We start from the raw sequence: 23,445 nt of genomic DNA, 5'->3' as shown, positions 1-23,445 counted from the left end.
GTGACCATGACACTGACCGAGAGACCGGCCGACGAGGATTTCCTTCGTCAGGCCGACCCGTACAGACGTGAGCTGCTCGCGCACTGTTACCGCATGCTGGGCTCGGTGCACGACGCCGAGGATCTGGTGCAGGAGACCTACTTGCGCGCATGGAAGTCCTACGAGAAGTTCGAGGGCCGTTCGTCGCTGCGCACCTGGCTCTACCGGATCGCCACCCGCGTGTGCCTGACCGCGCTGGAGAACCGCGGCAAACGCCCGTTGCCGACGGGACTCGGCAACCCGGGCGCACAAGCCGGCGACGAGCTGGTCGAGCAGGCCGAGGTGCCGTGGCTCGAACCCGTGCCGGACGCGATGGTCGGCGCCGAGCAGTCCGACCCCGCCGCGATCGTGACCTCCCGGGAGACCATCCGCCTCGCGCTCATCGCCGCGCTGCAGCATCTGCCGCCGCGCCAGCGCGCCGTGCTGATCTTGCGTGACGTCCTGCAGTGGCGCGCCGCCGAGGTCGCGAAGGTGCTCAACACGACGACCACCGCGGTCAACAGCATTCTCCAGCGCGCCCGCACGCAGCTGGCCGAGGTCACCCCGCACGAGGAAGAGGTCGTCGAGCCCAGCGCCGCGGACCAGCGTGAGCTGCTGGACCGGTACGTGGACGCGTTCGAGCGCAAGGACATCACCGCGATGGTCGAGCTGTTCACCAAGGACGCCGTCTGGGAGATGCCGCCGTTCATCGGCTGGTACCAGGGCGCGGAGAACATCGCGCGGCTCATCGACACCCAGTGCCCGGCCGATGGTCCCGGCGACATGCGGCTCGTCCCGACCCGGGCGAACGGACAGCCCGCGTTCGGCCTGTACATGCGCGACGGCGACGTCTACCGGCCGTTCAACCTGCCGGTGCTCACGTTGTCGGCGTCCGGCGTCGAGCATGTCGCGTGCTTTTTCGACCTGTCGCTGTTCGCGAAGTTCGGCCTCCCCGAGGTCCTGGCTCGATGATCGATGAGGGCGCGGCGGCGCTGGTCGGCGGCATCGGGCTGCTCGAACGCGCGGTCAACTACACCCTCGGCAGCCTGCACCTCGTGACACCCGCGCTGCTGCCGCGCCCCACTCCTTGCCGGGACTGGAACCTGCGCGAACTCCTGGCGCACATGGACGATTCGCTGCTCGCGTTGCACGAAGCCGCCGACCTCGGGCACGTCACGCTCGACGTGCCCGAGGCCGGCTCCGGTGACCCCGTCACGGTTCTGAAGGACCGCGCCTGCCGCTTGCTCGCCGCGTGGAGTGCCGCGGACGCGCCGGGTTCGGTGTCCGTCGGCGGCAGCCCGCTGACCACGGGCATCCTGACCAGCGCGGGCGCGGTCGAGGTCGCGGTGCACGGCTGGGATGTCGCGCGGGCCTGCGGCCACGAGCGCCCGCTGCCGGCGGCGCTGGCCGAGGAACTCCTCGATCTGGCGCCGTTCTTCATCACCGGCGACGACCGGTCGGGCCGGTTCGGGCCGCCGCTGCTGGTCTCGCCGCTGGCGGGTGCAAGCGATCGGCTGCTGGCTTTCACCGGGCGGAAGACCTGAGCAGATCGTCTACCAAATTGTTGACAATCTTGTGGTGGCGCTCCTAGGGTCGGCTTAGAGCCGAGTACTTCCGAGGAGCTGCAATGGGTTCGTTGTTGGTGGTCAGTGCGCACGCGGGCGATTTCGTCTGGCGTGCGGCGGGGGCGATCGCGTTGGCCACGGCCCGTGGGGACCGCGCCACCGTGTTGTGCCTTACCTATGGCGAACGCGGTGAGTCGGCGAAGGCGTGGCGGGAGGGGAACTCCCTCGAACAGATCAAGCAGATCCGCCGCGAGGAGGCCACCAACGCTGCGAAGGCACTGGGCGCGGAGATCGAGTTCCTCGACGCCGGGGACTACCCGCTGGTCGAGTCGCCGGAGCTGGTCGACCGGATCGTGCGCGTCTACCGCGAAGTGGTCCCGACCGTCGTGCTGACGCATCCCCTGGTGGACCCGTACAACGGCGATCACCCGGCCGCCGCCCGCATGGCCCTGCAGGCGCGCGTGCTCGCGCAGGCCGTCGGGTACGAGGCGCCGGGCGAGCCGCTGGGGGCGCCGCCGGTGTTCTTCTTCGAACCCCACCAGCCCGAGCAGTGCGACTTCAAGCCCAACGTGCTGCTGGACATCACCTCCGTGTTCGACACCAAGCGCGCGGCGATGGAATGCCTGCCGGCGCAGCAGCACATGTGGGACTACTACACGGATCTCGCGAAACGGCGCGGTGTGCAGGTCAAGCGCAACGCCGGGCCGAACCTCGGGCTGCCGCACAGCACCATGGGCGAGGCCTACGTGCGGCTGTACCCGCAGGTGACCGGGGAGCTGGCATGACCGGCGTGATCGTCACGAACCCGCCGCGCGCGGATCTGTCCACTGTGGACAAGCTTGCCGGGTACGGGGTGGCCACCGTGCACGAAGCCATGGGCCGCACGGGATATCTCGGCCCCGCGCTGCGTCCTACGCATCTCGGTTCGCGCATCGGCGGCACGGCGGTGACGGTGGTGTGCTGGCCGGGGGACAACCTGATGATCCACGCCGCCGTCGAACAGACCCAGCCCGGCGACCTGCTCGTGGTCACGACGACGTCGCCCAACACCGACGGCCTGTTCGGCGAACTGTTCGCGACAGCGCTGCGGCACCGTGGCGTCCGGGGTCTGGTCACCACCACGGGTGTGCGCGATGTGGCCGAACTGCACGCGATGAACTTCCCCGTGTGGTCGGCCGCTGTCTCCGCGCAGGGCACCGTGAAGGCCACTGCGGGCGCGGTGAACATCCCGATTACCGTTGCCGGGCAACACATCGTGCCCGGTGACGCGATCCTCGCCGACGACGACGGGGTCGTCGTCGTGCCGCGCGCGGACGTGGACCGGGCGCTCGAAGCGGCGCAGGCGCGTGCGACCAAGGAAGAAGCCACCCGGGAAGCCTTCCGGAACGGCGAACTCGGCCTCGACCGCTACGGACTCCGCGACAAGCTCAGCGAACTCGGCGTCAAGTACGTGACCGCGGACAAGTACGGGCTCTGACCCGACCGGACCCTAGGAGAGCTCGATGGCCCCGCTGCACGACATCGCCCATCTCGGCCACGTCGAACTGCTCACCCCCGAACCCGAGAAGAGCTTGTGGTTCTTTACGCATGTCATGGGGCTGACCGAAAACGGCCGCGCCGGCGACTCGGTGTACCTGCGCACGTGGGACGACTACGAGCACCACAGCCTCAAGCTCACCGCGCACAGCACGTCCGGTATCCGGCGCACGGCGCTGCGCGCGTCGAGCCAGGAAGCGCTGGATCGCCGGGTGAAGGCGATCGACACCGCGGGCCTCGGCGTCGGCTGGATCGACGGTGACGAGGGCATCGGCCCGACGTACCTGTGCAAGGACCCGGATGGCCACGAGTTCGAGCTGTACTGGGAAAGCGAGTGGTACACACCACCGGAGGAGCTGCGCCCGGCGCTGAAGAACCAGGCGCAGGCCTATCCGGGGCACGGGGTGTGCGTGCGGCGGCTGGACCACGTGAACTACCTGGCGGCGCAGGTGAGCCCCAACGGCGAGTTCGTGTCGGAGCTGCTGGGCGGTGAGGCGACCGAACAGATCGTGCTCGACGACGGCAAGATCGCCGCGCAGTGGCTGCACTTCGCCAGCAAGTCCTACGACCTGGTGTACACAGAGGACTGGACGGGCAGCCACGCGCGCCTGCACCACATCGCCTTCGCGACGGACACCCGTGAGGACATCCTGCGTGCGGCCGACATCTTCCTCGAGAACGACGTCTTCATCGAGACGGGCCCGCACAAGCACGCGATCCAGCAGACGTTCTTCCTGTATGTCTACGAGCCGGGCGGCAACCGGATCGAGCTGTGCAACCCGGTCGCCCGCCTGATCTTCGCGCCGGACTGGAAGACGATCAGCTGGACCCAGGCCGAACGCGCGAAGGGCCAGGCGTGGGGGCTCAAGACCATCGAGTCCTTCCACACCCACGGCACCCCGCCGGTTCCGTAGTTCCCTATCGCACCTGCAGCGTCTCGGAAACGGTGCGCCACTTAGTGTCCGATTCGGACAGTGCGTGCGCGGCCGCGTCCGAGACCTGCAGGGCGTCCGGGCCGAGCAACAGCCGCACGGGAGCGTCGTCGCGGCCCGCGAGGGCGAGCACGACGCGGGCGACGTCGGCCGGGTCGGCACCCGCCTGGCTCGCTCCGGACCGCACCATGTCGGCGAACGCGCCGACGGTGCCGCGGTAGGGCTCGCTGACCGGCGGCACCGTCATCGACGACCCCGCCCAGTCGGTGCGCATCCCGCCCGGTTCCAGCACGGTGACCTTGATCCCGAGCGGCGCCACTTCCTGGGCGAGCACGGTCGAGAAACCGCCGACCGCCCATTTCGCGCTCTGGTAGGCCGCGAGACCCGGCGTGCCGACCCGGCCACCGACCGAAGAGACCTGGAAGATGTGGCCCGAACCCTGCTCGCGCAGGATCGGCAGGGCGGCCTTCGTCACGTGCACCACACCGAACAGGTTGGTGTCGATCTGCGCGCGGAAGTCGTCGAGCGTCACATCCTCGACCGCGGCCATATCGCCGTAGCCGGCGTTGTTGACCACGACATCCAGCCGCCCGAACGTTTCCGCGCCGTGCCGCACGGCCTTTTCGGCGTCGGTCGCGCTGCTGACATCGAGCGCTAAGGGCAGCACCTTGTCGCCGTACCGGGCGACCAGGTCATCGAGCTGTTCGGGCTTGCGCGCGGTCGCGACGACCCGGTCACCCGCTGCCAGCGCCGCCTCGGCGATCGACCGGCCCAGCCCCCGCGAACTGCCTGTCACGAACCAAACCTTGGACATGGCTTACCTTCCTCGTATAGGAGACCGCCGGTCTCCTGTCCCCATCGAGAATAGGAGACCGGCGGTCTGCTGTCAAAGGACCGGCGGTCGGTAAACTGTGTGACATGGCGGACTTCCAGCGCGCCCGAAGCGCCGAGCAGCGGGAGACGCGGCGTCGCGCGATCCTCGACACCGCCGCGAAGATGCTCGAGGAGATGCCCGTGCGCGCGGTGAGCCTCAACGAGCTGAGCCGCCGTGTCGGGCGCGCGAAGTCGAACGTGCTGAGCTACTTCGAGTCGCGGGAAGCGATCCTGCTCGAGCTGTTGAATGCGGAGTGGACGGACTGGATCGAGGAGCTGCCCGGCCTGTTCGACGCGGGCGTCGACCGCGATGCGAGCCCCAGCGACCGCGCGGCGCAGATCGCGACCGTGGTCGTCCGGTCACTCACCGGACGCGAGGTGCTGTGCGATCTGCTCAGCGAGCAGGCCGCGGTCCTGGAGCAGAACGTGTCGGCCGCCGTCGCGGCACGGTACAAGCGCGAGGCGCTGGCCAGTGTGGACGCGCTGGCCGTCCAGTTGCGACGGCACCTGCCCGAGCTGCGCGACCGCGCCGAGGCCGCGGCGGCCAATGCCACGCTGGTCACCGGCGCGATCTGGACCACGGCCCGGCCGTCGCCGGGCATGCTGGAGGCCTACGCCGACGATCCGTCACTGGCCGACTTCCGCGTCCATTTCGGACCCAAACTCGAAGATGTCCTGGTCACGCTCCTGCTCGGTGCCCTGGCCCGCGCCCGGCGGCGCCGTTAGGACGACTTATTCGGTGAATCCGCGCATACCTCGCGATGTCAGCGGTTACGCTGACCGCGCTCGTGCAGGCCATCGGAAGGACGCGGGACGTGCTCATCACCCAGCAGTATCAATACGAGTACCAGGCGTCACTGAGTCCTGGCGCCGCGATCGCGTTCGGCCTCGTGGGCCTCGCCTTCGCGGTGCTGATGATTGCCGCGATGTGGCGGGTCTTCAGCAAGGCGGGCCAGCCCGGCTGGGCCGCGATCATCCCGATCTACAACACGATCGTGTTGCTGCGCGTCGCCGGCAGGCCGTGGTGGTGGATTTTCCTGTTGCTGATCCCGTTGGTGGACATCATTCTGCTGTTCATCATCTACATCGACCTGGCGAAGGCGTACGGCAAGGGCACCGGGTTCGGTGTGCTGACCGTCTTCTTCCCGTGGATCTGCATCCCGATCCTCGGCTTCGGCAGCGCGCGCTACATCGGTGCCGACGGTGCCAACAGCAACCAGCCCCGGTTCCCGGACCCGCCGTACCCGCCGCAGTACCCCGGCGGCGGTTCGTACCCGCAGCAGCAGTATCCGCCGCAGGGACAGCAGCCTTACTCGCCGCAGGGGCAGCAGTATCCCGGCGGCCAGCAGTACCCGGGGCAGCAGCAGTACCCGCCCCGGTAGTCCGTCCACAATGGAAGCCGGGCTAGCTCTGTTCTCTTCGGACGGACAGCCACACGAGCGGATCGATCGTGGCGTGCAACTTGGTGATCACGTCGCCGGTGACGGTCAGGGTGAGTACTGCGAACAGTTCCTGCCCGGCGTAGCACAGCACGGTCGGCGGCACGGACACCAGGCTCAGCCCCTGATAGAAGTGGACCAGGTTGTGCGCCACCGATTCGCGGCCGCGGCTGACCTGCGGCCCGAACGGAGCGCCCGGCAGCGGCTCGGCGATACCCCAGGCGTCGGGATGCAGCACCGAGAGCAGCGCGCCGAAATCGCCGTTGTAGCAGGCCGTGATGAACTTCTCGGTCACCAGCCGGTGCTCCGCGGGCACGACCTCGTGCACGCGGCCCGGCTCACCGGCGATCTTCTGCCGGGCCCGGCGGGCGAGCTGGCGACAGGTCGTCACCGGCCGCCCGAGGGTCTCCGCGATCGACTCGAACGGCAGCTGGAACACGTCGTGCAGCACGAACGCCACCCGTTCGGCCGGGCTGAGCCGTTCCAGCACGACGAACAGCGCGGTGCGCACGTTGTCGTCGAGGGTGATCCGGTCCGCCGGATCCGGCGCCACCGGCGCCATCGACTCGAGCACCGCGCTGTCCTGTGTCCGCTCCCGGCGTGACCTGGCCGACCGGATGTGGTCGAGGCACAGCCGGCCGGTGACCACGGTCAGCCAGCCGCGCTCGTCGTCGATCTCGCCGGGCTCGGTGCGCGACAACCGGACGAACGCCTCCTGGACCACGTCCTCCGCAGTGCCGATGTCACCGAGCATGCGGAACGCGACGTCCGTCAGGTAGGCGCGGCTACTGCGCCACACCTCGGCGAAACGGTCATCACTCGGTTCGTACATACCCACCACGACGAAACTGATCCCCGGAAAGTGACAGGTCCAGCTTGTCACTTTTTCCGCGCGCCGCCCGTCGTGTGGGCATGATCCTGATAACCGGAGCCACCGGAAACGTCGGGCGGCCGCTGGTCGAGTCGCTCACCCTGCAAGGCGCGAAGGTCCGTGCCGTCACCCGCAACCCCGACCCCGGCCTGCCGGCGGGCGTGGAGATCGACTCGTCGCTGGACGGTGTCACGTCGGTCTTCCTCAACCCGCGTGCGGTCGGGGACGCCGCCGCCGACCTGGTCGCCCGTGCCCGCGCGCACGGTGTCCGGCGGGTCGTGGCGCTGTCCGCGATCAATGTCGACGATCCCCTCGACGCCCAGCCGTCTCGGTATCGCGGCGACCTGAACAAAGAGGTCGAGGCGGCCGCGATCGACAGCGGCCTGGAATGGGTGAGCCTGCGGCCGACGATGTTCTGCTCGAACGCCGTCGGCACCTGGGCGGGCCAGATCCGCGCAGGCGACGTCGTGTACGGCCCGTACCCGGCCGCGAGCTGGGCGCCCATCGACGAATGGGACGTCGCCGATGTCGCCGCGCACGCGCTGCTGCACGACGACCTGGTCGGCCGGAAGGTGGCGCTGACCGGCCCGCGGTCGCTGACCCAGCAGGAGATGGTTCAGACCATTGGTGAGGTTCTCGGGCGGAACCTGAGTTACCACGAGGTCCCGCCCGAGCTGGCCTCGCGCCGGTTCGCCGAGATCGGCTTGCCGGCCGGGTTCGGCCACGCCTTGCTGGCATTGCTGGCGAAAACCGCCGGCACACCCGAACCGAGCACCGGCGAGGTGGCGGCGATCCTGGGCCGCCCGGCCCGGACGTTCGCCGAATGGGCCACTGACAACAAGGAGGCGTTCCTGTCATGAAACTGACGATCTTCGCGGCGACCGGGGGTATCGGCCGGCAGCTCGTCGAGCAGGCCGTGGCGGCCGGACACGAGGTGACCGCCGTCGTGCGGAACCCGGCGAAAGTGTCGGCGCCGGTCAACATCGTCACCGCGGACCTGGCGTCGCCCGATCTCGCCGTGCTGGAGTCCGCGGTGTCCGGCGCCGACGCCGTCCTTTCCGGACTGGGCGCCCGCACCAAAGCCGAAGCGGGCGTCGCGGGCCGGGGCACCCTCGAGATGATCGACGCGATGAAGGCGACGGGTGTGCGGCGGATCGCCGTCGTCAGCGCCGCCCCCATCGGCACGGTGGCGTCCCCGGGGAACCCGCACCCGCCCAAGCACGACCCCGGCGAAGGTTTCGTCATGCGGAACCTGCTGACCCCGATGGTCAAACGGGTGCTTCGCGAGCACTACGCCGACCTGGCCGTGATGGAGGACGAGCTGCGCGCGAGCGGCCTGGACTGGACGATCATCCGGCCGCCACAGCTGAACGACAAGCCGCTGACCGGCCGCTACCGCACCGCATACGGTCAGAACCTCAAGAGTGGCAGCAAAATCTCGCGCGCCGACGTCGCCCACCTGATGCTCCAGGCCATCCAGCGCCCCGAGACGATCCAAACCATCATGGGCGTCGCGTACTAGCCACAACCGATGGCGATGGCCTTTCCCGCCAGGCGACGACACTGGCAGGTGGCCGGGCAGCTTGTTCTGGCGCGCCGGAAACCCGGTTCGCAGCGATTTCGCGGGGTTCTCGCAGGGAATCTTGAGATCGGCGCCCGATCCTCGGGTGCATGATGAACCTGCTGACGCAGCGCTCGCTGTCGTTGTTCGCCGCGATGGGCGGCTGGCGCACGGTCGCCGAGGCCGTCGTCTCCCGGATGCTGTTCCTCGTCGTCTACCTGCTCACCGGCCAGGTGCCGACGTCCGCGCTGGTCGCCGTCGGCGGCGTGCTGGTGTTCGCGATCGCCGGGGTGTGCACCGGCCGGAAGTGGTGGCAGGCGGCGCCCGCGCTGGTCGCGGTCGGGCTTTCCGCGCTGCTGGCCGGAAGCACCGGCCGCGGCGTGGACTTCTACCTGACCGACGTGCTGACCGGCTACGCCGGTGCGCTCGTGGCGCTGGTGTCGATCCTGGTGCGGTGGCCGATCGTCGGGCTGGGGCTCGGCGCGATCCGCGGCGAACGGTTCGCCTGGCGGCGCGATCCCGCCCGGGTGCGGCGATACCAGTTGTGCACCACGGTGTTCCTGGCCAAGTTCGTCCTGTCGTGTGCGGTACTGACGCCGCTGTACCTCGGCGGTCAGGTCCTCGGGCTCGGACTCGCGTCGACGGTGCTGAAGACGCCGGCGCTGGGCGCGTGCGTCTACATCTCGTGGCGCATTCTCCGCACGGAGCGGAGCGTCGAATGCGTGTGATCGTGGCGGGCGCGGGAATCGGCGGACTGACGCTGGCACAAGGCTTACGCCAGGCCGGAATCGACGTCACGGTGTACGAGCGGGACGGACCGGACGGGCGGCCACAGGGCGTCAGCCTGCACATCGACGATCGGGGAGCCGGGGCACTGCGCGCCTGCCTGCCTCCCGCGCACCTCGCCATGGTCGAGGCGACCATGGGCGCGCCACGGGAACGCACGCTGGTTGTGTCCGAAGTGGATGGACGGCTTTCCGTTGTGCGCAGCCAACCTCTCGACGCCACCACGGCTGCGCGCCCCGGTCGCCCGGTCAACCGGCGACTGCTGCGGGCTGTGCTGCTGACCGGGCTGGAGGACGTGGTCCGGTTCGACGCGGGAATCAGCCGGTTCGAACAGTGTCCGGACGGCACCGTCCGGGCCTGGTTCGCCGACGGCAGCACCGACACCGCGGATGTGCTCGTCGGCGCCGACGGGATCGGCTCGGCGGTGCGCCGCCAGTACCTCCCGCAGGCGCAGGTAATCGACACGGGAAAGCGCATGGTGATGGGCGCGACCCCACTTCGCGCGGTGGCCGATACCAGGCTGCTCGAACTGATCGGCGACAGTGCCACCAACGCCCAGGTGCGCGGCACGACCATGGTGCTCGCCGCGCTGCGATTCACTGAACCACCGGTCATCGCCCGGCGGAAGTGGTTGCCCGCCTTGAGTTCCGCCACGGTCGACAACGCCGAGGACTATCTCATGTGGACAGTCCCTGGTGCGCAGGCGCCGGTCGGGCATCCCGCCTTGCGGCAGATCCTGGATCAGGCGTGGCCGGACCTCACGGTCGAACTCCGCATCGCGATGATTCCGCCCGTGCCGCCTTGGCCGGCCGGTCCGGTGACGCTCATCGGCGATGCCATCCACCTCGCCCCGGGTTTCGGCGCCAACCTCGCGATGCGGGACGCGCAGCGCCTCCGCGACGCGCTGGCTGAGCGGCCCGGCGACCCGCACACCGCGATCGGCGCCTACGAAGAGACGATGCGCCGGGAGAGCTGGACACGGATGCAGGTGCCGGTTCCGCCCGGTCCGGGATGAGCGGTCGCGGTGCCGTCGTGCGCCTGCGCGATCGCGGCGACCAGCGAGAGCCCCAGCCCGGTGCCGCCGGTGCGGGTGTGCGCGCCGCGGTAGAAGCGGTCGAACACGCGGGGTCGGTCGTCCGCGGGGATACCGGGGCCGGAGTCGGTGACCTCGACGGTCGCGGCGTCCCCGTCAGCGCGCACGGTCAGCGTGGCCGCGGTGCCGGACGGGGTGTGCGCACGGACGTTGGCGAGAAGATTGTCGAGGAGCTGCCGGAGCCGGGTCGCGTCGCCGATCAGGATCACCGGCTCGCCGTCTGTGTGCAGCTCCAGCGGGCGGTCGGGGTCGGTCGCGCGGGCCGCGGCGATCGCGTCCGCGGCGAGATCGTTGAGATCGCACGCGCGCAGGTCGAGTGGCCGGCCCTGGTCGAGACGGGCCAGCAGCAGCATTTCGTCGACGAGCACGCCCATCCGCTCGGCCTCGGATTCGATGCGAGCGGTCACGCGGGCGAGGTCGGCGGGCCGGTCGGCGGCGCCGCGGCGGAACAGCTCGGCGTAGGCGCGGATGGTGGCGACCGGCGTGCGCAACTCGTGCGCGGCGTCCGCGAGGAACCCGCGGAGCCGCTGTTCGGAGGCGCGCCGTTGCTCGAACGCGGTTTCGAGCTGGTTGAGCATGCCGTTGAGGGCGTACCCGAGCCGGCCGACCTCGGTGCGCGGCCCGGCCGGCTCGACGCGCTGGGTCAGGTCACCGTCGCCGATCGCCTGCGCGGTGCGGGCGATCCGGGCCAGCGGCCGCAGCTCCCGCCGGACCAGCCACACCGCGAGCCCGAGCACGCCGACGAACGCGAGTGTGCTGGGCAAGATCACCACTCGCCGGATCCGGGCCAGCAGCTCGTCGCTGACGCTGGTGCGCATGCCCGTGACGAGCACCGTGTCCGCGCCGACCGGTTCTGTATGCACGAGCCAGCCGGGAACCCGCACCGTGCCGGGTGCGGTCGTCGGCGGCGGGACCGGGCCGGCGGACACGGTCTGCAGCACCGTCCCGTCGTCCCGGCGCAGCTGGAAGAACGACGGCACATCGCCGTGCGTGGCTAGCGCGGTCACCAGCGGGGTGCTGGTGAGCTCGCCGCCCTGGGCGAGGTCGGCGGCGAGGGTGCGGCTGGTGTCGGTGAGCGTTTCGGTGTCGTGCGCGGCGCGCCAGTCGTTCAAGGCGCCGAAGGTGGCGACCGCGAGCGGGACGAGCCCGACCAGCACCAGCGCGCAGACGGTGAGCACCAGCCGGGTGTGCAGGGATACCCGCCTCACGGCGCGGGATCCGGTGGCCGGAGCACGTACCCGATCCGCTGCACCGTGTGGATCAGCCGAGGGTGCCCGGTGTCGACCTTGCGGCGCAGGTAGCTGACATAGGTCTGGACCACGCCGTCGTTGCCGCCGAAATCGTACTGCCACACGTGATCCAGCAGCTGGCTCTTGGTGAGCACTGTTCCGGCGTTGACGGCGAGGTAGTGCAGCAGCCGGAACTCGGTGGGGGTCAGCTCGACCAGCTGCCCGCCCTTGCGGACCTGGTGTGCCGCCTCGTCGATCTCCAGGTCGGCGACCGCGAGGGCGGCCTGGCCTCGCGTCGTGCCGGTCCGGCGCAGCACGGCCCGGATCCGGGCGATCAGCTCGCCCAGGCTGAACGGCTTGGTGAGGTAGTCGTCCCCGCCGGCGGTGAGCCCGGCGATGCGGTCCTCGGTGTCGTCGCGCGCGGTCAGGAACACCACCGGCGCCTGGCACGCGGCCCGGCGCAGCGCACGGCAGACGTCGAGGCCCGACCCGTCCGGCAGCAGGATGTCGAGCACGATCAGATCGGGCCGGTACTGGCGGACGGCGTTGAGCGTGCCCGCCCGCGAACCGGCCACCGCGGTGTCGAAGCCTTCGTAGCGCAACGCCGTGGACACCGCGTCCGCCAAGAACTCGTCGTCGTCGACGACCAGGATCCGAGCTTCCGCCATGCCCCCAGTCTGTCCAACACCGGCCGGGAACCGGCGAGACTCACAGAGAAATCCCAGAACCGGCGAGGTGTCGAGACCGGCCTGACGGCTCCGTCCCGGTGGCAGATGCGGTGGCCGCACCATCGCTCGGCTTTGTAGCGGCGGAGCCGTTCTCCGAGGCGACCACCCCCGCGTTCAAGGCAAGCGTGATGGGGCTCATCGACTCGGTCGACACGATGATCCTCGGCGCGAACACCTACGCCCAGGCCAAGGGATACTGGCCCTACGCCGACGAGGACACCGCGACCATCACGCGCGACCCGGCCGCCACCGTCCGTGAGCTCAAGGGGAGGAGCGGCAAGGAAATCTGGCTGTGGGGGAGCTTGAAACTCATGCGTTTTCTGCTGGACGCCGGTCGAGGCCACCCTGTTCGAAAACGGCATCGTCATCCTGCGCTACGAGGTCAAGAAATAAGCGGCCACGTTGGACGGTTCGACGAACAGCCGGGCGTGGTGGTGTGATCGGCGGTATGCGGGACACGGTGCTACCGACACTAGGCAGGTGGGCCAACCACGGCCGGTTGTGGATGGCCGTCGGCGGCGTGCTGGCGGCAAGCGGGAACACGGGCGCCCGGCGCGGCGCGGTGCGCGGACTGATGGCGCTGAGCATCGCGAGCTTCACCACGAATGTCGTGCTCAAGAGCCTGGTGCGCCGGCGACGCCCGGCGCTGGACGGGATCCCGGCCGCGCGGCGACTGCGCCGGCCGCCGATCACGAGTTCGTTCCCATCCGGTCATTCCGCCTCGGCCGCCGCGTTCACCACGGGCGTGGCCATCGAACACCCGGCGCTGGCGGTCCCCGTCGCCGTCCTGGCGTCCGGGGTCGCTGCTTCGCGAGTCGTGACCGGCGCGCACTACCGCAGCGACGTCTTCGCCGGGCTCACGCTCGGGGTCGCCGCCGGGGCGCTGACGCTGCGGTGGTGGCCGCGGGCTTCGACCCCGGCAGAAGACGCGTGATCTTCCGCCCGATCTTCGCGTCGCGGTCGGCCGCGAAGTGGTTGCGGGTGCCCGCCAGCCCGAAATGTCCGGCTTTGCCGCCGCCGGAGCGGAGATTCAGCAACAGCACGCCGTCGATTTTCGCTCACCAGACGAAACGGGCAGCGGTGCGCCCGGAGAGACTCGAACTCTCACTGGCACGGACCTAAACCGTGTGCCTCTGCCAATTGGGCTACGGGCGCGACCTGCCCAGCCTAGCCGCCGGGCCGGGGTGGTTCCGGCGTGGCCGGTACGAGCGCCACCCGGTCGTCATCTACGGTGGTGCCCTGCCGAAATCGAGGAGGACTGGTGGCGCGCGACCCCGACACCATCGAGCGTGAGATCGAGCATGCCCGCGAGGCGCTGGCCTCGACGCTGGACCAGCTCGGCGAGAAGGCCGACCCCAAGAAGCTGGCCGACTCCGCGAAAACGAGCGTGCTCGCGAAGCTCGATGACCCCAAGGTGAAGTTCCCGCTCATCGGCGTCGGCGTGCTCATCGTCGCGCTGCTGGTGCGCAAGCTCTTCCGCTGACAGCCGCCCGTGCTCGGGCGCGTGCCCGGGCACGGGTCAGCTCCGGCTGGCCGCCTCCGCCTTCTCCGTGGTCGCCGGGACCTCGGCCGGCTTCGACGAGGTCTCCAGCGCGTCGCCGATGTCCGCGGTCAGCTTCGCCTTCGGACGACGGGTGGCCTTGTTCTGCGGCTTCGCCGTGCCTGCCTGCTCCTCCGACTGCTGAGCCGGCACCGCAGTGGGCTCAGTGTCATCCGGCGACTTGCCCTCCGGTTTGGCCGCCACGACTTTTTCCGGCGACTCCGCGGGCTCCGGCACTTCGACCGGCGCCTGCTCGGGCCGTGACAGCCGCGCCGTCATGTAGGCCGCGGTGAAGTCGAGCGCACTGCCGTTCAGCAGGTGAACGACGGTGGCACCCTTCGCGTCCGCGCCGAGCGATTCGACGAGCTGGTCCACGTTGTCGCGCGCGGCGATGATGCCGGGCGCCCTGCCCTTCAGCGTCTTGCCCTGCCCGTCGACGGTGATCGCCCAGTCGTCGTTCTCCTGGACGTAGCGCGCCATGATCGGTTCGGCCATCAGTCCTCCCACCCCTGCATCGGCTTGCCTGGCCCACGAGTGGGACCCCGGTGTCACCGCCTTGTGACGCCGATCGGTTCCCCCGATCGGGCGTAACTCGAGCGACCGTTTACTGAACTCGCTCGCGTCTATCGATACCTCAACACGACTCTGGGTCACAAGTATTCGGCACAAATGTGCTCTGTGTGACTACTAGCTAGCAGATGCACGCGCATCTGCACGAGCGTGTCGAATCTGCTCACCCAGCGCGTCCGCGAAGCCCACTCCAGAGGACATCCATGGCGTAGTCAGTAGCCCGTTCAGGTGTCACCTCGACGTGCCGTTCACACCAGATTGCGAGCCGTTCGCACGCGCCGACGACGAATTCCGCGACTGCTTCCACCCGCAGGGGGGACCCCAGATCGAGGTATCCGGTCATCAGCTTGGCGATCAGATCGGTCTGCTGCCGCCGGGTGGCCTCGATCTCGTCGGAGGCGGATGTACCGATCAAGACCATCTCGTGCCGCAGCAGTGACCATGCCTGTCGCCGCTCGCGGATGTACACGAAGAACGCCAGCAGGCCCCGTCGTAACGCGTCCTCGGGGGAGGTGGCGCCCGCCACCGACTCCTCGGTGACCTTGCGCAGTTCGGCCCGCGACTCGGCGATGCACGCCAGTAGCAGGCCTTCCTTCGAGTGAAAGTACTCGTAGAGCATCGGCTTGGACACGCCCACTCGCTCGGCGATCTCGTCCATCGAGGCCGCGGTGTACCCGCGTTCCGCGAACACCGACTCGGCGACCTCGATCATCTGTCGCTCGCGCTCGGCCCGGGGCATGCGCTTGCGGGTGCTCACGACGGACACTCTACCGGACGTAACCTACTTCAAGTAAGGTGGACTCGCGGTAACACACAACGGCGAAGTGCGGGGTAGGCGAATGGGCAAGCGCACCGAAGCGGAAGTCGTCATCGTGGGCACCGGGTTCTCCGGGCTCGGCATGGCAGTCCAGCTGCTCGAGCGGGGCCACCGGGACTTCGTGATCCTGGAGAAGGCGGCCGACGTCGGCGGCACCTGGCGCGACAACACGTATCCGGGCTGTGCCTGCGACATCCAGTCGCACATGTACTCGTTCTCGTTCGCGCAGAACCCGGAGTGGACGCGGGCGTTCTCGCCGCAGCAGGAGATCTGGGACTACCTGCGCGGCGTCGCGGACAAGTACGACCTGTACTCGCACATCCGCTTCGGCCAGGAAATGACCGGAGCGCGCTGGGACCCGGAAGAGCACCGCTGGCACGTCGCCACGAGGGGCGGCGACGAGTTCGCGGCGCGCTACCTGGTCAACGGGCTGGGTGCGCTGCACCTGCCGCAGATCCCCGAACTCGACGGGCTGGAGAACTTCAAGGGGGAGACGTTCCACTCGGCCACCTGGAACCACGACTACGACCTGCGCGGCAAGCGGGTCGCGGTGGTGGGCACCGGGGCGAGCGCGATCCAGTTCATCCCGCGGATCGCGCCGGAGGTCGCTCAGCTGACCGTCTTCCAGCGCACGCCGCCGTGGGTGCTGCCCAAGCCCGACCACGAGGTGCCGGACTGGGCACGCACGCTGTTCCGCAAGGTGCCGGCGCTCCAGACGGCGTACCGCGACCTGCTCTACTGGTCGCTCGAATCACGCGCGGTCGGCTACAACAACGGCGGCCTGACGCTGATGAAGCTGACGCAGCGGCTGGGCAAATGGAACATCGACCGCAGCGTCGAGGATCCGGCGCTGCGCGCGCGGCTGACCCCCGACTACGTGCTGGGGTGCAAGCGGGTGCTGCTGTCGAACGACTACTACCCGGCGCTCGCCCGGGACAACGTCGACGTGCGTACCGACGGCGTGGCCGAGGTGCGGGAGCACAGCATCGTCGACGGCGCGGGCGTGGAGCACGAGGTCGACGCGATCATCTTCGGCACCGGCTTCCATGTCACCGACGCGTTCGAGAACCTCGAGATCGTCGGCGAGGGTGGCCGGAACCTGGCCAAGGAGTGGGCGGACGAGGGGATGCGCACCCATCTCGGCATCACGGTGGCGGGTTTTCCGAACCTGTTCTTCCTCCTCGGGCCGAACACCGGGCTCGGCCACAACTCCGTTGTGTTCATGATCGAATCGCAGGCCCGTTACGTCGCCGAGGCCATCGAGCTGGTCGGGCGCACGCGGACGGCAGGGATCGCCACGCGGCCCGAGGTGCAGGAGCGGTTCAACGCCACGATGCAGCGAAAGCTGGCAAAAGGGGTGTGGACGCGGGGTGGTTGCCGCAGCTGGTACCTCGACGCGCAGGGGGTGAACCGGACGCTGTGGCCCGGTTTCACCTGGCGTTACTGGCTGGCGACGCGCAAGGTCGCCGCGAGCGATTTCGAACTAATCGGCACCGCAGGCGACAAGTAATTCACGGCGGTCCCGCTTTTCGCTGATCGCTTACAGTTCTCCGCCGCCACCGGGGTCCAGGCCGCCTGGTGGGGCGAGCCCGTGTAACAGGGCGAGAAGTTCGGGCGCGGTGAGGCCGCACAGCTCGGCCATCCGCTCGACGGCGGCCTTGTCGAGCTGCACTTCACGGGGAGTGCCGGGCTGGCGAAGCCGGTCCTCGGCCCATCTGCGCAGCGGGAACAGTTCGGCCCGGCGGTCGGCGACGATCTGGGCCAGGTCGAGCCGTACCTTGCCGGGTTCGTCGGTGAAGACGCGCTGGTGCACGCGCGCCAGCAGATCCTGCGGCAGTTCGTCCATCGCGAGGCACAACTCGACGAGCCGGAACACCGAGCACTGCCGCGTGCCCAGTTCGTAGGTGGCCAGCGTCTGCAGTGAGATATCGCTCTGCAGGTGCTGGTTCAGCTCCTTGCGAGTCCACCCCCGCCGTCGGCGCAGTTTCCGGAGTTCCTCCCCCAGAACCCGTTGGTAGAGCTCGCTGTCGATGTGCACTCCTCGTCCCCTGCCCTGCGTCGCGCCGCGCCCGCACCCCTGCACCGGCACGCCCGGTCGAACATCAGCGGTGTCCACGCGTATGTAAGTCGCTGAGTGCCTTGCTCTTACGCGACTTGGGCCGAGTGTTTGAAGTTGTTTCGCGGATTAGGCCGATCGGGCTAACAAGAAGAGGCCGAAAGATGGCTTTCAGTTGACACAAGTGATGCCATCGGCCGTGATCGGTTGCTCATCGGCGTTGACCGGCGGGGGCGCGCTCGAGGTGGGCGGGGCGGCTGCCTGCTCCATCGCCTGCGCGGTGCCCGCGTAGTTGGTGCCGACCACGACGAGGACGTGACCCGACTGGACCGCGGTGTCCTGCTGCAGCGTCGCCGGCGAGCCGAGCCCGTCGGCCACGCTCTGTGCGGCGTCCTTGCCACCCGAGGGATAGTGGATCGTCGTCTTGCTGACCCGGGCACTCGCGTTCGCGGTTTCGCCCGCGGTGAAGCCCTTGCCGGCCAGCGCCTGGGATACGGTCGCCGCGAGGCCGGACTTGGACGTTCCGTTGTGGACGTCCACAGTGGTCGCCGCGTTGGGGTTGACGGTCGGCGCGGCGGGCGCCGGCGCGTTCGGCGGCACGGTCAGGCCCTGCACGAAACCCTTCACCTGGCCCGGGTCGACCTGGACGGCCTTGCCGTCGGTGGGGCTGTCGTAGTCCGGGTTGATCACCGGGATCGTCTGGAACTGCAGCTGCCCGCCGGTGAGGCCCTTGAGCTGCTGGGCGAACGCGATGATGTCCCAGCCCTGGTTGAGCACCACGGACTTCTTGATCGCGTCGGTCAGGTTGCTCAGCTTGCCGGGGTCGGCGAGGGTGCCGGCCGAGAGCACCTTGTGCGCCATCCCGGCCAGGAACACCTGCTGGCGCACCACGCGGTCGAGGTCCCCGCGCGGCAGCCCGTGCCGCTGGCGGACGAACTCGAGCGCCTCGACCCCGGAGATCGTGTGCTTGCCGGCGGTGAACTTCGCGCCGGAGTACGAGTCGTTGACGTTGTCCTTGAGACAGACGTCGACGCCGCCGATCGCCTGCGTGATGTCGGAGAAGCCGAGCAGGTTGATCGAGGCGTAGTTGTCGATCGAGGACCCGGTCAGCTGCTCGACCGTCGCGATCAGCGTCTTCGCGCCGGCCTGGGCGCTTTTGACCTCGACGTCCTTGGCGTCGGTGTCGCCGCCGTCCTGCAGCTTCTTGCGCGCGTCGGCCTTCGCCCGCGCGTACGCCGAGTTGATCTTGTGCTTGCCGTACCCGCCGGGGATGTTCACGTACGAGTCGCGCGGCAGCGAGATCGCGACGGCCTTACTGCCGTCGTTCGGGATGTGCACCATGATCAGGGTGTCGGTGTTCTCCTCGCCGTCGGAAACACCGGCCCGCAGCTGGGCGAGCAGCTTGTCCGGCAGCGGGTTGCCCTGTGCGTCGGTACGGGAGTCCATGCCGACCAGCAGGATGTCGCGCGCGCCGTCCGGCGGCTGGTCCGCGTTGATCACGTCCGCCGTGGTGAGCCCGCTGACCAGGCCCTGCATCGCGGCCCACGCGTACCCGGTGAGGCTGATGACCAGCAGCGACACTACGCCGACGGCGATCTTCGCGCCGTACCGGCGGCGCCGCGGCGGGGGTGCGGGACGGCGGCCAGGAGGCGGACCCGGGCGTTCCCGGCGCGCGGGCGGCGGGCCGGGCCTGCGGGCCGGGCCGGCGTAGCGGGCGTCGGTGGGCCGGCCCTGCCGCGGCGCCGGACGACCGCGCGCCCCACGCGGGTTCCGCGGCGGATTGTCCACGCCGACGTCTCCTTTCCTGGCTGCGAAGGACTGTTCGATGGGACGCGTCACCGGGTCACCCGGTTGCCGTAGCGTCGCATATCGATCAGCAGATGTGGTTCACAACACCCGGTTTACCTGGTCCCCACCGCCGTTCTAGCAGGTAGCAGCGTGCTCGCCGCCGCCCCGACCGCGAACAACGCGGTGAGCCCGTGCACGAGCACGGTCACCGTGTCGGTGGTGAACCTGTCGGCCACTTCGAGCAGCGGCGGTACGCAGGCGAGGGCGGTGACCACCCAGGTGCTCGTCGCCGCGCTCAGCCCGGTGCGGACCGCGTGCAGCAGGAAGACGCCGAGCATCAGCTGGATCAGGTTCTGGATCGGGTCCAGCGGCAGGCCGGCCATCGTCTGGCCGGTGTCCCCGCCGAACTGGGTCAGCGCGAAACCGAACAGGCCGATCGTCGCGAAGCCGGTGCCGAGCGCGGTGGCCGCGTGCGCGAGCCAGCCCTTCGGTTCCGGCTGCTGCGGCGGCGCCGGCCCGTCGCCGTGCCGTTCGAACCACCAGAACACGATCACCGCGGGCACCGCGAGCAGGCCCAGCGCCATCAGCGTCCGCGGCCCGGTCAGCCACGCGAGCGCGGCTTGCGGCTGTGGCGGCAGGTAGACGACCGTCACGAGTAACAGCACCGCAGCCAGGAACCCGAGATACAGGCTCATCGGCGCGCGCAGGGCGAATCGGACCACACCGGCGACAACGGGCTGCGCCGTCAGCCGGTTCAGCGGCCGCGAACACAGTCCCAGCAAGGAAAGCTGGACGGTCCCGAGCAGCAGCACCGGGAGTGTCGGCGCGGCCAGCGCGGACGGGGCGCCGGGCGTGCCCAGCAGGTTCGGGTCCGTGCCGCCGACGGTGATCAGCAGGATCAGCCCGGTGGCGCCGGTCAGCGCGCCGAGCACGAGCCGGCGGCGATTCCCGAGGCCCGCGAAGGCGATCTGCTGCGCGAGCAGGGCGAGCCCGAACGCGCCGAGGTACTGCGGGATCTTCGAGCCGAGCCAGCCTGCACCGAGCTCCGCCAGCACGACGAACCCGAGCACCGTGAGCGTGGTCGTGACCGCGGCCCGGCGGTGCAGCGCGAGCATGACCGGCGCGGCGACCATGGTCAGTAGGTAAACACCCAGTAGCCACAAGGGATGCAGCGCGACCCGGACGATCGTCCCGTTGGTACCGGCCGGAATTCCCAGTAGTTCCAACGCGAGCGGCACGACGAGCGCCACCACCACGAACACCAGCGCGAGCCGCAGGAGCCAGCTCGCCCGGTGCGCGAGGTACTGCCGGTAGCCCCCGCCGCCGTCGAGCACCGCCTGCCAGCCCGCCGCGTTCGCCCGGCCGCCGGCGAAGAAGAACACCGGAGCCAGCTGTGCGAGCCAGGTGAACGGCCACAGCCACGATTCGTCCACACCGGCCCATCTCGCCAGCTGGATCACCGACTCACCGAAGATCAGCAACACCAGGCTCACCACGCCGAGCGTCACCCAGCGCGAAGCCGGCGCGAGTACGGGAGCCGGCGCCGGCGGCCGAGGCCGGGCCCGGCGCGTGGTCAGCCAACCGCGCATCCGCAACATCAGCAGGCAGCCGATCACCGCGATCCCGGCGAGCATCGGCCCGATCGGGTCGCCGACCGGCGGTCCCCACCGCTGGTGCCACGAGTTGAGCACCAGCCCGCCCGAGTACAGCGACGCCACGATCTGGCACAGGCGGGCCGAGTCCATCGGGTTGATCCGGCACGCGTTGTGCATGTCGGCCGACAGCCGCGCGTCCAGCGACGCACGCACCGCGGGCCCCAGCGGCTGGCCGATCTTGTCGGCGTAGCGCAACAGGTCGTAGCCCAGGTCGTGCGCCTTGCACGGCACGGTGTAGTCCCACTTGGTGTTGTCGTCGCCCCACGGCGTCGAGCAGCCGCCGTCCACGTGCACGGCCCGGACGGTGCCGTCGCGCGCGGTCGCCACACCCGGGACGACGCCGGTCACCTGCGTGAAGTCGGCGGGCAGCAGACTCAGCGCGGTCGGCTGCGGGCCGGGATGGGTGAGCGCGTCGATCGCGCGCTGCGCTTCGGCGGCCCGGCCGGTGGGCGGGCGCTGCTGCGGCGCGACGGACGGCCGCGAGGCGACGAAGCCGAACGTCAGCAGGGCCAGCGTCAACGCCAGCAGCCAGGCGGACGTCAACAGGGGGCGTCGAAGGCGCGGGGTCCCGGCGCGGCTGATCATGAACTCCAGGGTGGCAGGGTCAACGGCGAACGAACACCGGGAAAACCCCCGGGATCGGCGGCCACCCTAGTGGGTCGTCTCCGCGTCCTGGTGGGGCCGGTGCTCGGCCAGCCGGACCTGGTTGCGGCCGCCCTCCTTCGCCTCGTACACGGCGGCGTCGGCGGCCTGCATGAGCTTCTCGATCGAGTCGCCGTGATCGGGGAACACCGCGACGCCGATGGACGCCGTCCGCTCCGACACCGTGATCTGGTCGCCGCGCTTGTCGGTCGTCACGATGCGCAGTTCCGCGACCGCGGACCGGATGCGCTCGGCGGCACCGGCCGCCGCGGCCTGGTCGGTGTCGGGCAGCAGCACCAGGAACTCCTCGCCGCCGAACCGGCCCACCACGTCGCTGGGGCGCGTCACCTCGTCCAGCAGCTGGGCCAGGTTGCGCAGCATGTCGTCCCCGGCGGGATGGCCGTAGGTGTCGTTGATCCACTTGAAGAAGTCGAGGTCGATCATCAGGATGCCGAGGTTGTCTTCCGACTTCGCGGCTCGCGCCAGCGCCCGCTCGGCCGACTCCGTCCAGCCGCGCATGTTGTAGACCTGGGTCTTCGGATCAGTACGCACGTCGTCCTGTAGCTGGTCCAGTTCGGCGAGCCGGTTGAACACCACGGTCACCACGGCCATGATCGCGACCGCCGGGGGCAGGATGACCAGCAGGATCGCGGTCACCGCGCCGAGGCCGATGGTGATCGCCTCGAGCAGGTTGTCTGCCTTGCTGCCCAGCACGCTGCGGATGGTCGGCTTGGCCGCGGCGAGGCTCAGGATGCTGCCGACGTAGAGGACCTGCACGGCTTCGTAGACCAGCCCGACGAGGACGAGCTTCCCGAACTCGCCGAACGAGTCGACCACCGTGAGCGAACCCCAGTGCGCTCCGCCCAGCGTCAGATAGACCTGATGGGCCACCGTCGCCGCGAGCATATGGGTGATCGACGAAAAGACGAAGTTGTGCGCCGGGCGCCGGGCGACGAACCAGTGCTGGATGCGAATCAGCAGCACCAGGGCGATCGTCAGCGTCGCCGGAAGAATAATCGCGGCGGGAAAGACCCACACCGCGGTGAGGTCGATCAGTACCGTGCGAACACGATTTCTCCGACGTTCTTCCTGCCGTCGGGTCATCTGGATGTGCACCGTCGCGCCGGCCGTCAGAATCGCGAAGCGCAACAAATCGAGATGCGTGGGCGCCGGGGTATCCAGGAATTCGTGGACGAACCACGCAATGGCGGCGAGCTCGGCCACGACGAGGAATGCGATGAATGGTTTGGGCCGCCGCCACAACGCCCAATATTGCGGTTTGTACGAGCGCCGAGTATTCGCGGAATCACTCGACGTGTCCGGCGCGGGGTGCTCGCCGGTGCCATTGCCCGCCGCGGCCGCCCGCCCCTGACCCGGAGGTATCCCGGAGCGGTCGGGGAGCGTCGGTGATCCGGGGCGCGAGGGCACTGCTGGCACCAGATCACCTTCTCTCGACGGACCCCGTGGTGGCGAGGTAACTTTGCTGTGCCCGGAAGGACGCCGGGTACTTTCGTTCAACAGGTATCATCCCACCGCATACGACTCACCACGGGAGACGAGAACCTCGTCCACTGTGGTGCTTCCGCGCCCGGCGAGCACCGATCGGAGGTGTTCTTCTTGTCCAACCGCGACTTCTGATGGTGTGGGTGTTGTACGTGATTGTTTGTGTGCGTGGGGTATGGAGGTGGCCTGCCGTGGCGAACCGTGACTTCTGATCGCTGGACCTGAAAATCTTGTTCTTTTCGC

At 69.4% G+C, this 23,445-nt stretch carries 25 protein-coding genes and 1 tRNA gene; 15 read left to right on the top strand and 11 right to left on the bottom strand.

The annotated features are described in order from the left end of the window. Positions 1–6: 6 nt before the first annotated feature. From LOZ83_RS05780 to LOZ83_RS05760, 5 genes are all read left to right on the top strand, one after another. A complete protein-coding gene (locus LOZ83_RS05780) occupies positions 7–990 on the top strand; it encodes a sigma-70 family RNA polymerase sigma factor (protein ID WP_236789128.1) in 984 nt (327 codons plus the stop codon). After that, positions 987–1,562: a TIGR03086 family metal-binding protein gene (locus LOZ83_RS05775; protein ID WP_236789127.1), complete on the top strand. Its 576-nt coding sequence runs from the start codon at positions 987–989 to the stop codon at positions 1,560–1,562. The genes LOZ83_RS05780 and LOZ83_RS05775 overlap by 4 nt, the downstream gene beginning before the upstream one ends. A gap of 83 nt (positions 1,563–1,645) precedes the next feature. After that, the gene (locus LOZ83_RS05770; protein ID WP_236789126.1) at positions 1,646–2,368 is read left to right on the top strand and encodes a PIG-L deacetylase family protein; all 723 of its coding nucleotides are present in this window, start codon (positions 1,646–1,648) and stop codon (positions 2,366–2,368) included. Continuing rightward, a complete protein-coding gene (locus LOZ83_RS05765; RefSeq protein WP_236789125.1) occupies positions 2,365–3,060 on the top strand; it encodes a 4-carboxy-4-hydroxy-2-oxoadipate aldolase/oxaloacetate decarboxylase in 696 nt (231 codons plus the stop codon). The genes LOZ83_RS05770 and LOZ83_RS05765 overlap by 4 nt, the downstream gene beginning before the upstream one ends. Positions 3,061–3,085: 25 nt before the next feature. Next, the gene (locus LOZ83_RS05760) at positions 3,086–4,033 is read left to right on the top strand and encodes a catechol 2,3-dioxygenase (RefSeq protein WP_236789124.1); all 948 of its coding nucleotides are present in this window, start codon (positions 3,086–3,088) and stop codon (positions 4,031–4,033) included. Between the two features lie 4 nt (positions 4,034–4,037). Here the strand turns inward: LOZ83_RS05760 and LOZ83_RS05755 are convergent, their stop codons facing one another. Then, the gene (locus tag LOZ83_RS05755) at positions 4,038–4,865 is read right to left on the bottom strand and encodes an SDR family NAD(P)-dependent oxidoreductase (protein WP_255823089.1); all 828 of its coding nucleotides are present in this window, start codon (positions 4,863–4,865) and stop codon (positions 4,038–4,040) included. A 104-nt stretch (positions 4,866–4,969) separates the two neighbouring features. Here LOZ83_RS05755 and LOZ83_RS05750 point away from each other — a divergent pair, with 104 nt between their 5' ends. Both LOZ83_RS05750 and LOZ83_RS05745 read left to right on the top strand, forming a co-directional pair. Beyond that, positions 4,970–5,650: a TetR/AcrR family transcriptional regulator gene (locus LOZ83_RS05750; protein ID WP_236789122.1), complete on the top strand. Its 681-nt coding sequence runs from the start codon at positions 4,970–4,972 to the stop codon at positions 5,648–5,650. Positions 5,651–5,685: 35 nt separating this feature from the next. Further along, complete coding sequence (locus LOZ83_RS05745; RefSeq protein WP_236789121.1) at positions 5,686–6,306, top strand: DUF5684 domain-containing protein; 621 nt, start codon at positions 5,686–5,688, stop codon at positions 6,304–6,306. 22 nt (positions 6,307–6,328) lie between these two features. On the opposite strand, the gene sigI is transcribed toward LOZ83_RS05745, so the two are convergent. Further along, entirely contained in the window at positions 6,329–7,195 is an 867-nt protein-coding gene (gene sigI, locus LOZ83_RS05740) for an RNA polymerase sigma factor SigI (protein ID WP_236789120.1), read from the bottom strand. Between the two features lie 80 nt (positions 7,196–7,275). Here sigI and LOZ83_RS05735 point away from each other — a divergent pair, with 80 nt between their 5' ends. The 4 genes from LOZ83_RS05735 (at position 7,276) to LOZ83_RS05720 (ending at position 10,596) form a co-directional block, all read left to right on the top strand. Continuing rightward, positions 7,276–8,094, top strand: coding sequence for an SDR family oxidoreductase (locus tag LOZ83_RS05735; RefSeq protein WP_236789119.1), 819 nt, complete (start codon positions 7,276–7,278; stop codon positions 8,092–8,094). Beyond that, the gene (locus tag LOZ83_RS05730) at positions 8,091–8,756 is read left to right on the top strand and encodes an NAD(P)-dependent oxidoreductase (protein WP_236789118.1); all 666 of its coding nucleotides are present in this window, start codon (positions 8,091–8,093) and stop codon (positions 8,754–8,756) included. The genes LOZ83_RS05735 and LOZ83_RS05730 overlap by 4 nt, the downstream gene beginning before the upstream one ends. 149 nt (positions 8,757–8,905) lie before the next feature. Then, positions 8,906–9,523, top strand: a complete 618-nt coding sequence (locus LOZ83_RS05725) for a DUF3159 domain-containing protein (RefSeq protein ID WP_236789117.1) — start codon at positions 8,906–8,908, stop codon at positions 9,521–9,523. Then, entirely contained in the window at positions 9,514–10,596 is a 1,083-nt protein-coding gene (locus tag LOZ83_RS05720) for an NAD(P)/FAD-dependent oxidoreductase (protein ID WP_236789116.1), read from the top strand. The genes LOZ83_RS05725 and LOZ83_RS05720 overlap by 10 nt, the downstream gene beginning before the upstream one ends. Here the strand turns inward: LOZ83_RS05720 and LOZ83_RS05715 are convergent. Both LOZ83_RS05715 and LOZ83_RS05710 read right to left on the bottom strand, forming a co-directional pair. Then, positions 10,527–11,882 carry a cell wall metabolism sensor histidine kinase WalK gene (locus LOZ83_RS05715; protein ID WP_236789115.1) on the bottom strand — a complete coding sequence of 452 codons (1,356 nt, stop codon included), beginning with the start codon at positions 11,880–11,882 and terminating at the stop codon, positions 10,527–10,529. The two genes, LOZ83_RS05720 and LOZ83_RS05715, sit on opposite strands and share 70 nt — an antisense overlap. After that, a complete protein-coding gene (locus tag LOZ83_RS05710; protein WP_236789114.1) occupies positions 11,879–12,571 on the bottom strand; it encodes a response regulator transcription factor in 693 nt (230 codons plus the stop codon). The genes LOZ83_RS05715 and LOZ83_RS05710 overlap by 4 nt, the downstream gene beginning before the upstream one ends. A 98-nt stretch (positions 12,572–12,669) precedes the next feature. Here LOZ83_RS05710 and LOZ83_RS05705 point away from each other — a divergent pair, with 98 nt between their 5' ends. After that, the gene (locus LOZ83_RS05705; RefSeq protein ID WP_236789113.1) at positions 12,670–13,071 is read left to right on the top strand and encodes a hypothetical protein; all 402 of its coding nucleotides are present in this window, start codon (positions 12,670–12,672) and stop codon (positions 13,069–13,071) included. 8 nt (positions 13,072–13,079) lie between these two features. Further along, positions 13,080–13,565 (top strand): phosphatase PAP2 family protein, encoded by a 486-nt coding sequence (locus LOZ83_RS05700; protein ID WP_236789112.1) that lies wholly within the window; start codon positions 13,080–13,082, stop codon positions 13,563–13,565. 147 nt (positions 13,566–13,712) lie between these two features. On the opposite strand, the gene LOZ83_RS05695 is transcribed toward LOZ83_RS05700, so the two are convergent. Next, a tRNA-Leu gene (locus LOZ83_RS05695) sits at positions 13,713–13,786 on the bottom strand. Positions 13,787–13,892: 106 nt separating this feature from the next. Here LOZ83_RS05695 and LOZ83_RS05690 point away from each other — a divergent pair. Then, positions 13,893–14,114 (top strand): DUF3618 domain-containing protein, encoded by a 222-nt coding sequence (locus tag LOZ83_RS05690; protein ID WP_236789111.1) that lies wholly within the window; start codon positions 13,893–13,895, stop codon positions 14,112–14,114. A gap of 36 nt (positions 14,115–14,150) precedes the next feature. On the opposite strand, the gene LOZ83_RS05685 is transcribed toward LOZ83_RS05690, so the two are convergent. After that, entirely contained in the window at positions 14,151–14,666 is a 516-nt protein-coding gene (locus LOZ83_RS05685; protein ID WP_236789110.1) for a hypothetical protein, read from the bottom strand. 238 nt (positions 14,667–14,904) lie between these two features. Continuing rightward, positions 14,905–15,480, bottom strand: a complete 576-nt coding sequence (locus LOZ83_RS05680) for a TetR/AcrR family transcriptional regulator (protein ID WP_236789459.1) — start codon at positions 15,478–15,480, stop codon at positions 14,905–14,907. A gap of 100 nt (positions 15,481–15,580) precedes the next feature. On the opposite strand from LOZ83_RS05680, the gene LOZ83_RS05675 reads away from it, so the two are divergent. Continuing rightward, a complete protein-coding gene (locus tag LOZ83_RS05675) occupies positions 15,581–17,068 on the top strand; it encodes an NAD(P)/FAD-dependent oxidoreductase (RefSeq protein ID WP_236789109.1) in 1,488 nt (495 codons plus the stop codon). A 30-nt stretch (positions 17,069–17,098) separates the two neighbouring features. Here the strand turns inward: LOZ83_RS05675 and LOZ83_RS05670 are convergent, their stop codons facing one another. The 4 genes from LOZ83_RS05670 to LOZ83_RS05655 all read right to left on the bottom strand — a co-directional run bounded on the left by LOZ83_RS05670 (position 17,099) and on the right by LOZ83_RS05655 (position 22,962). Next, on the bottom strand, positions 17,099–17,596 hold the full coding sequence (locus LOZ83_RS05670; protein WP_236789108.1) for a helix-turn-helix domain-containing protein: 498 nt from the start codon (positions 17,594–17,596) through the stop codon (positions 17,099–17,101). A 189-nt stretch (positions 17,597–17,785) separates the two neighbouring features. Continuing rightward, complete coding sequence (locus LOZ83_RS05665) at positions 17,786–19,402, bottom strand: LCP family protein (protein WP_236789107.1); 1,617 nt, start codon at positions 19,400–19,402, stop codon at positions 17,786–17,788. A 113-nt stretch (positions 19,403–19,515) separates the two neighbouring features. Continuing rightward, a complete protein-coding gene (locus LOZ83_RS05660) occupies positions 19,516–21,642 on the bottom strand; it encodes a phospholipase A2 (protein WP_236789106.1) in 2,127 nt (708 codons plus the stop codon). Between the two features lie 66 nt (positions 21,643–21,708). Next, on the bottom strand, positions 21,709–22,962 hold the full coding sequence (locus LOZ83_RS05655; RefSeq protein ID WP_236789458.1) for a diguanylate cyclase: 1,254 nt from the start codon (positions 22,960–22,962) through the stop codon (positions 21,709–21,711). Positions 22,963–23,445 lie beyond the last annotated feature (483 nt).

Origin of the sequence: Amycolatopsis sp. GM8, assembly GCF_021653975.1 — a bacterium.
Lineage (GTDB): Bacteria > Actinomycetota > Actinomycetes > Mycobacteriales > Pseudonocardiaceae > Amycolatopsis_E.
This window is presented reverse-complemented; position numbering and strand designations above follow the sequence as displayed.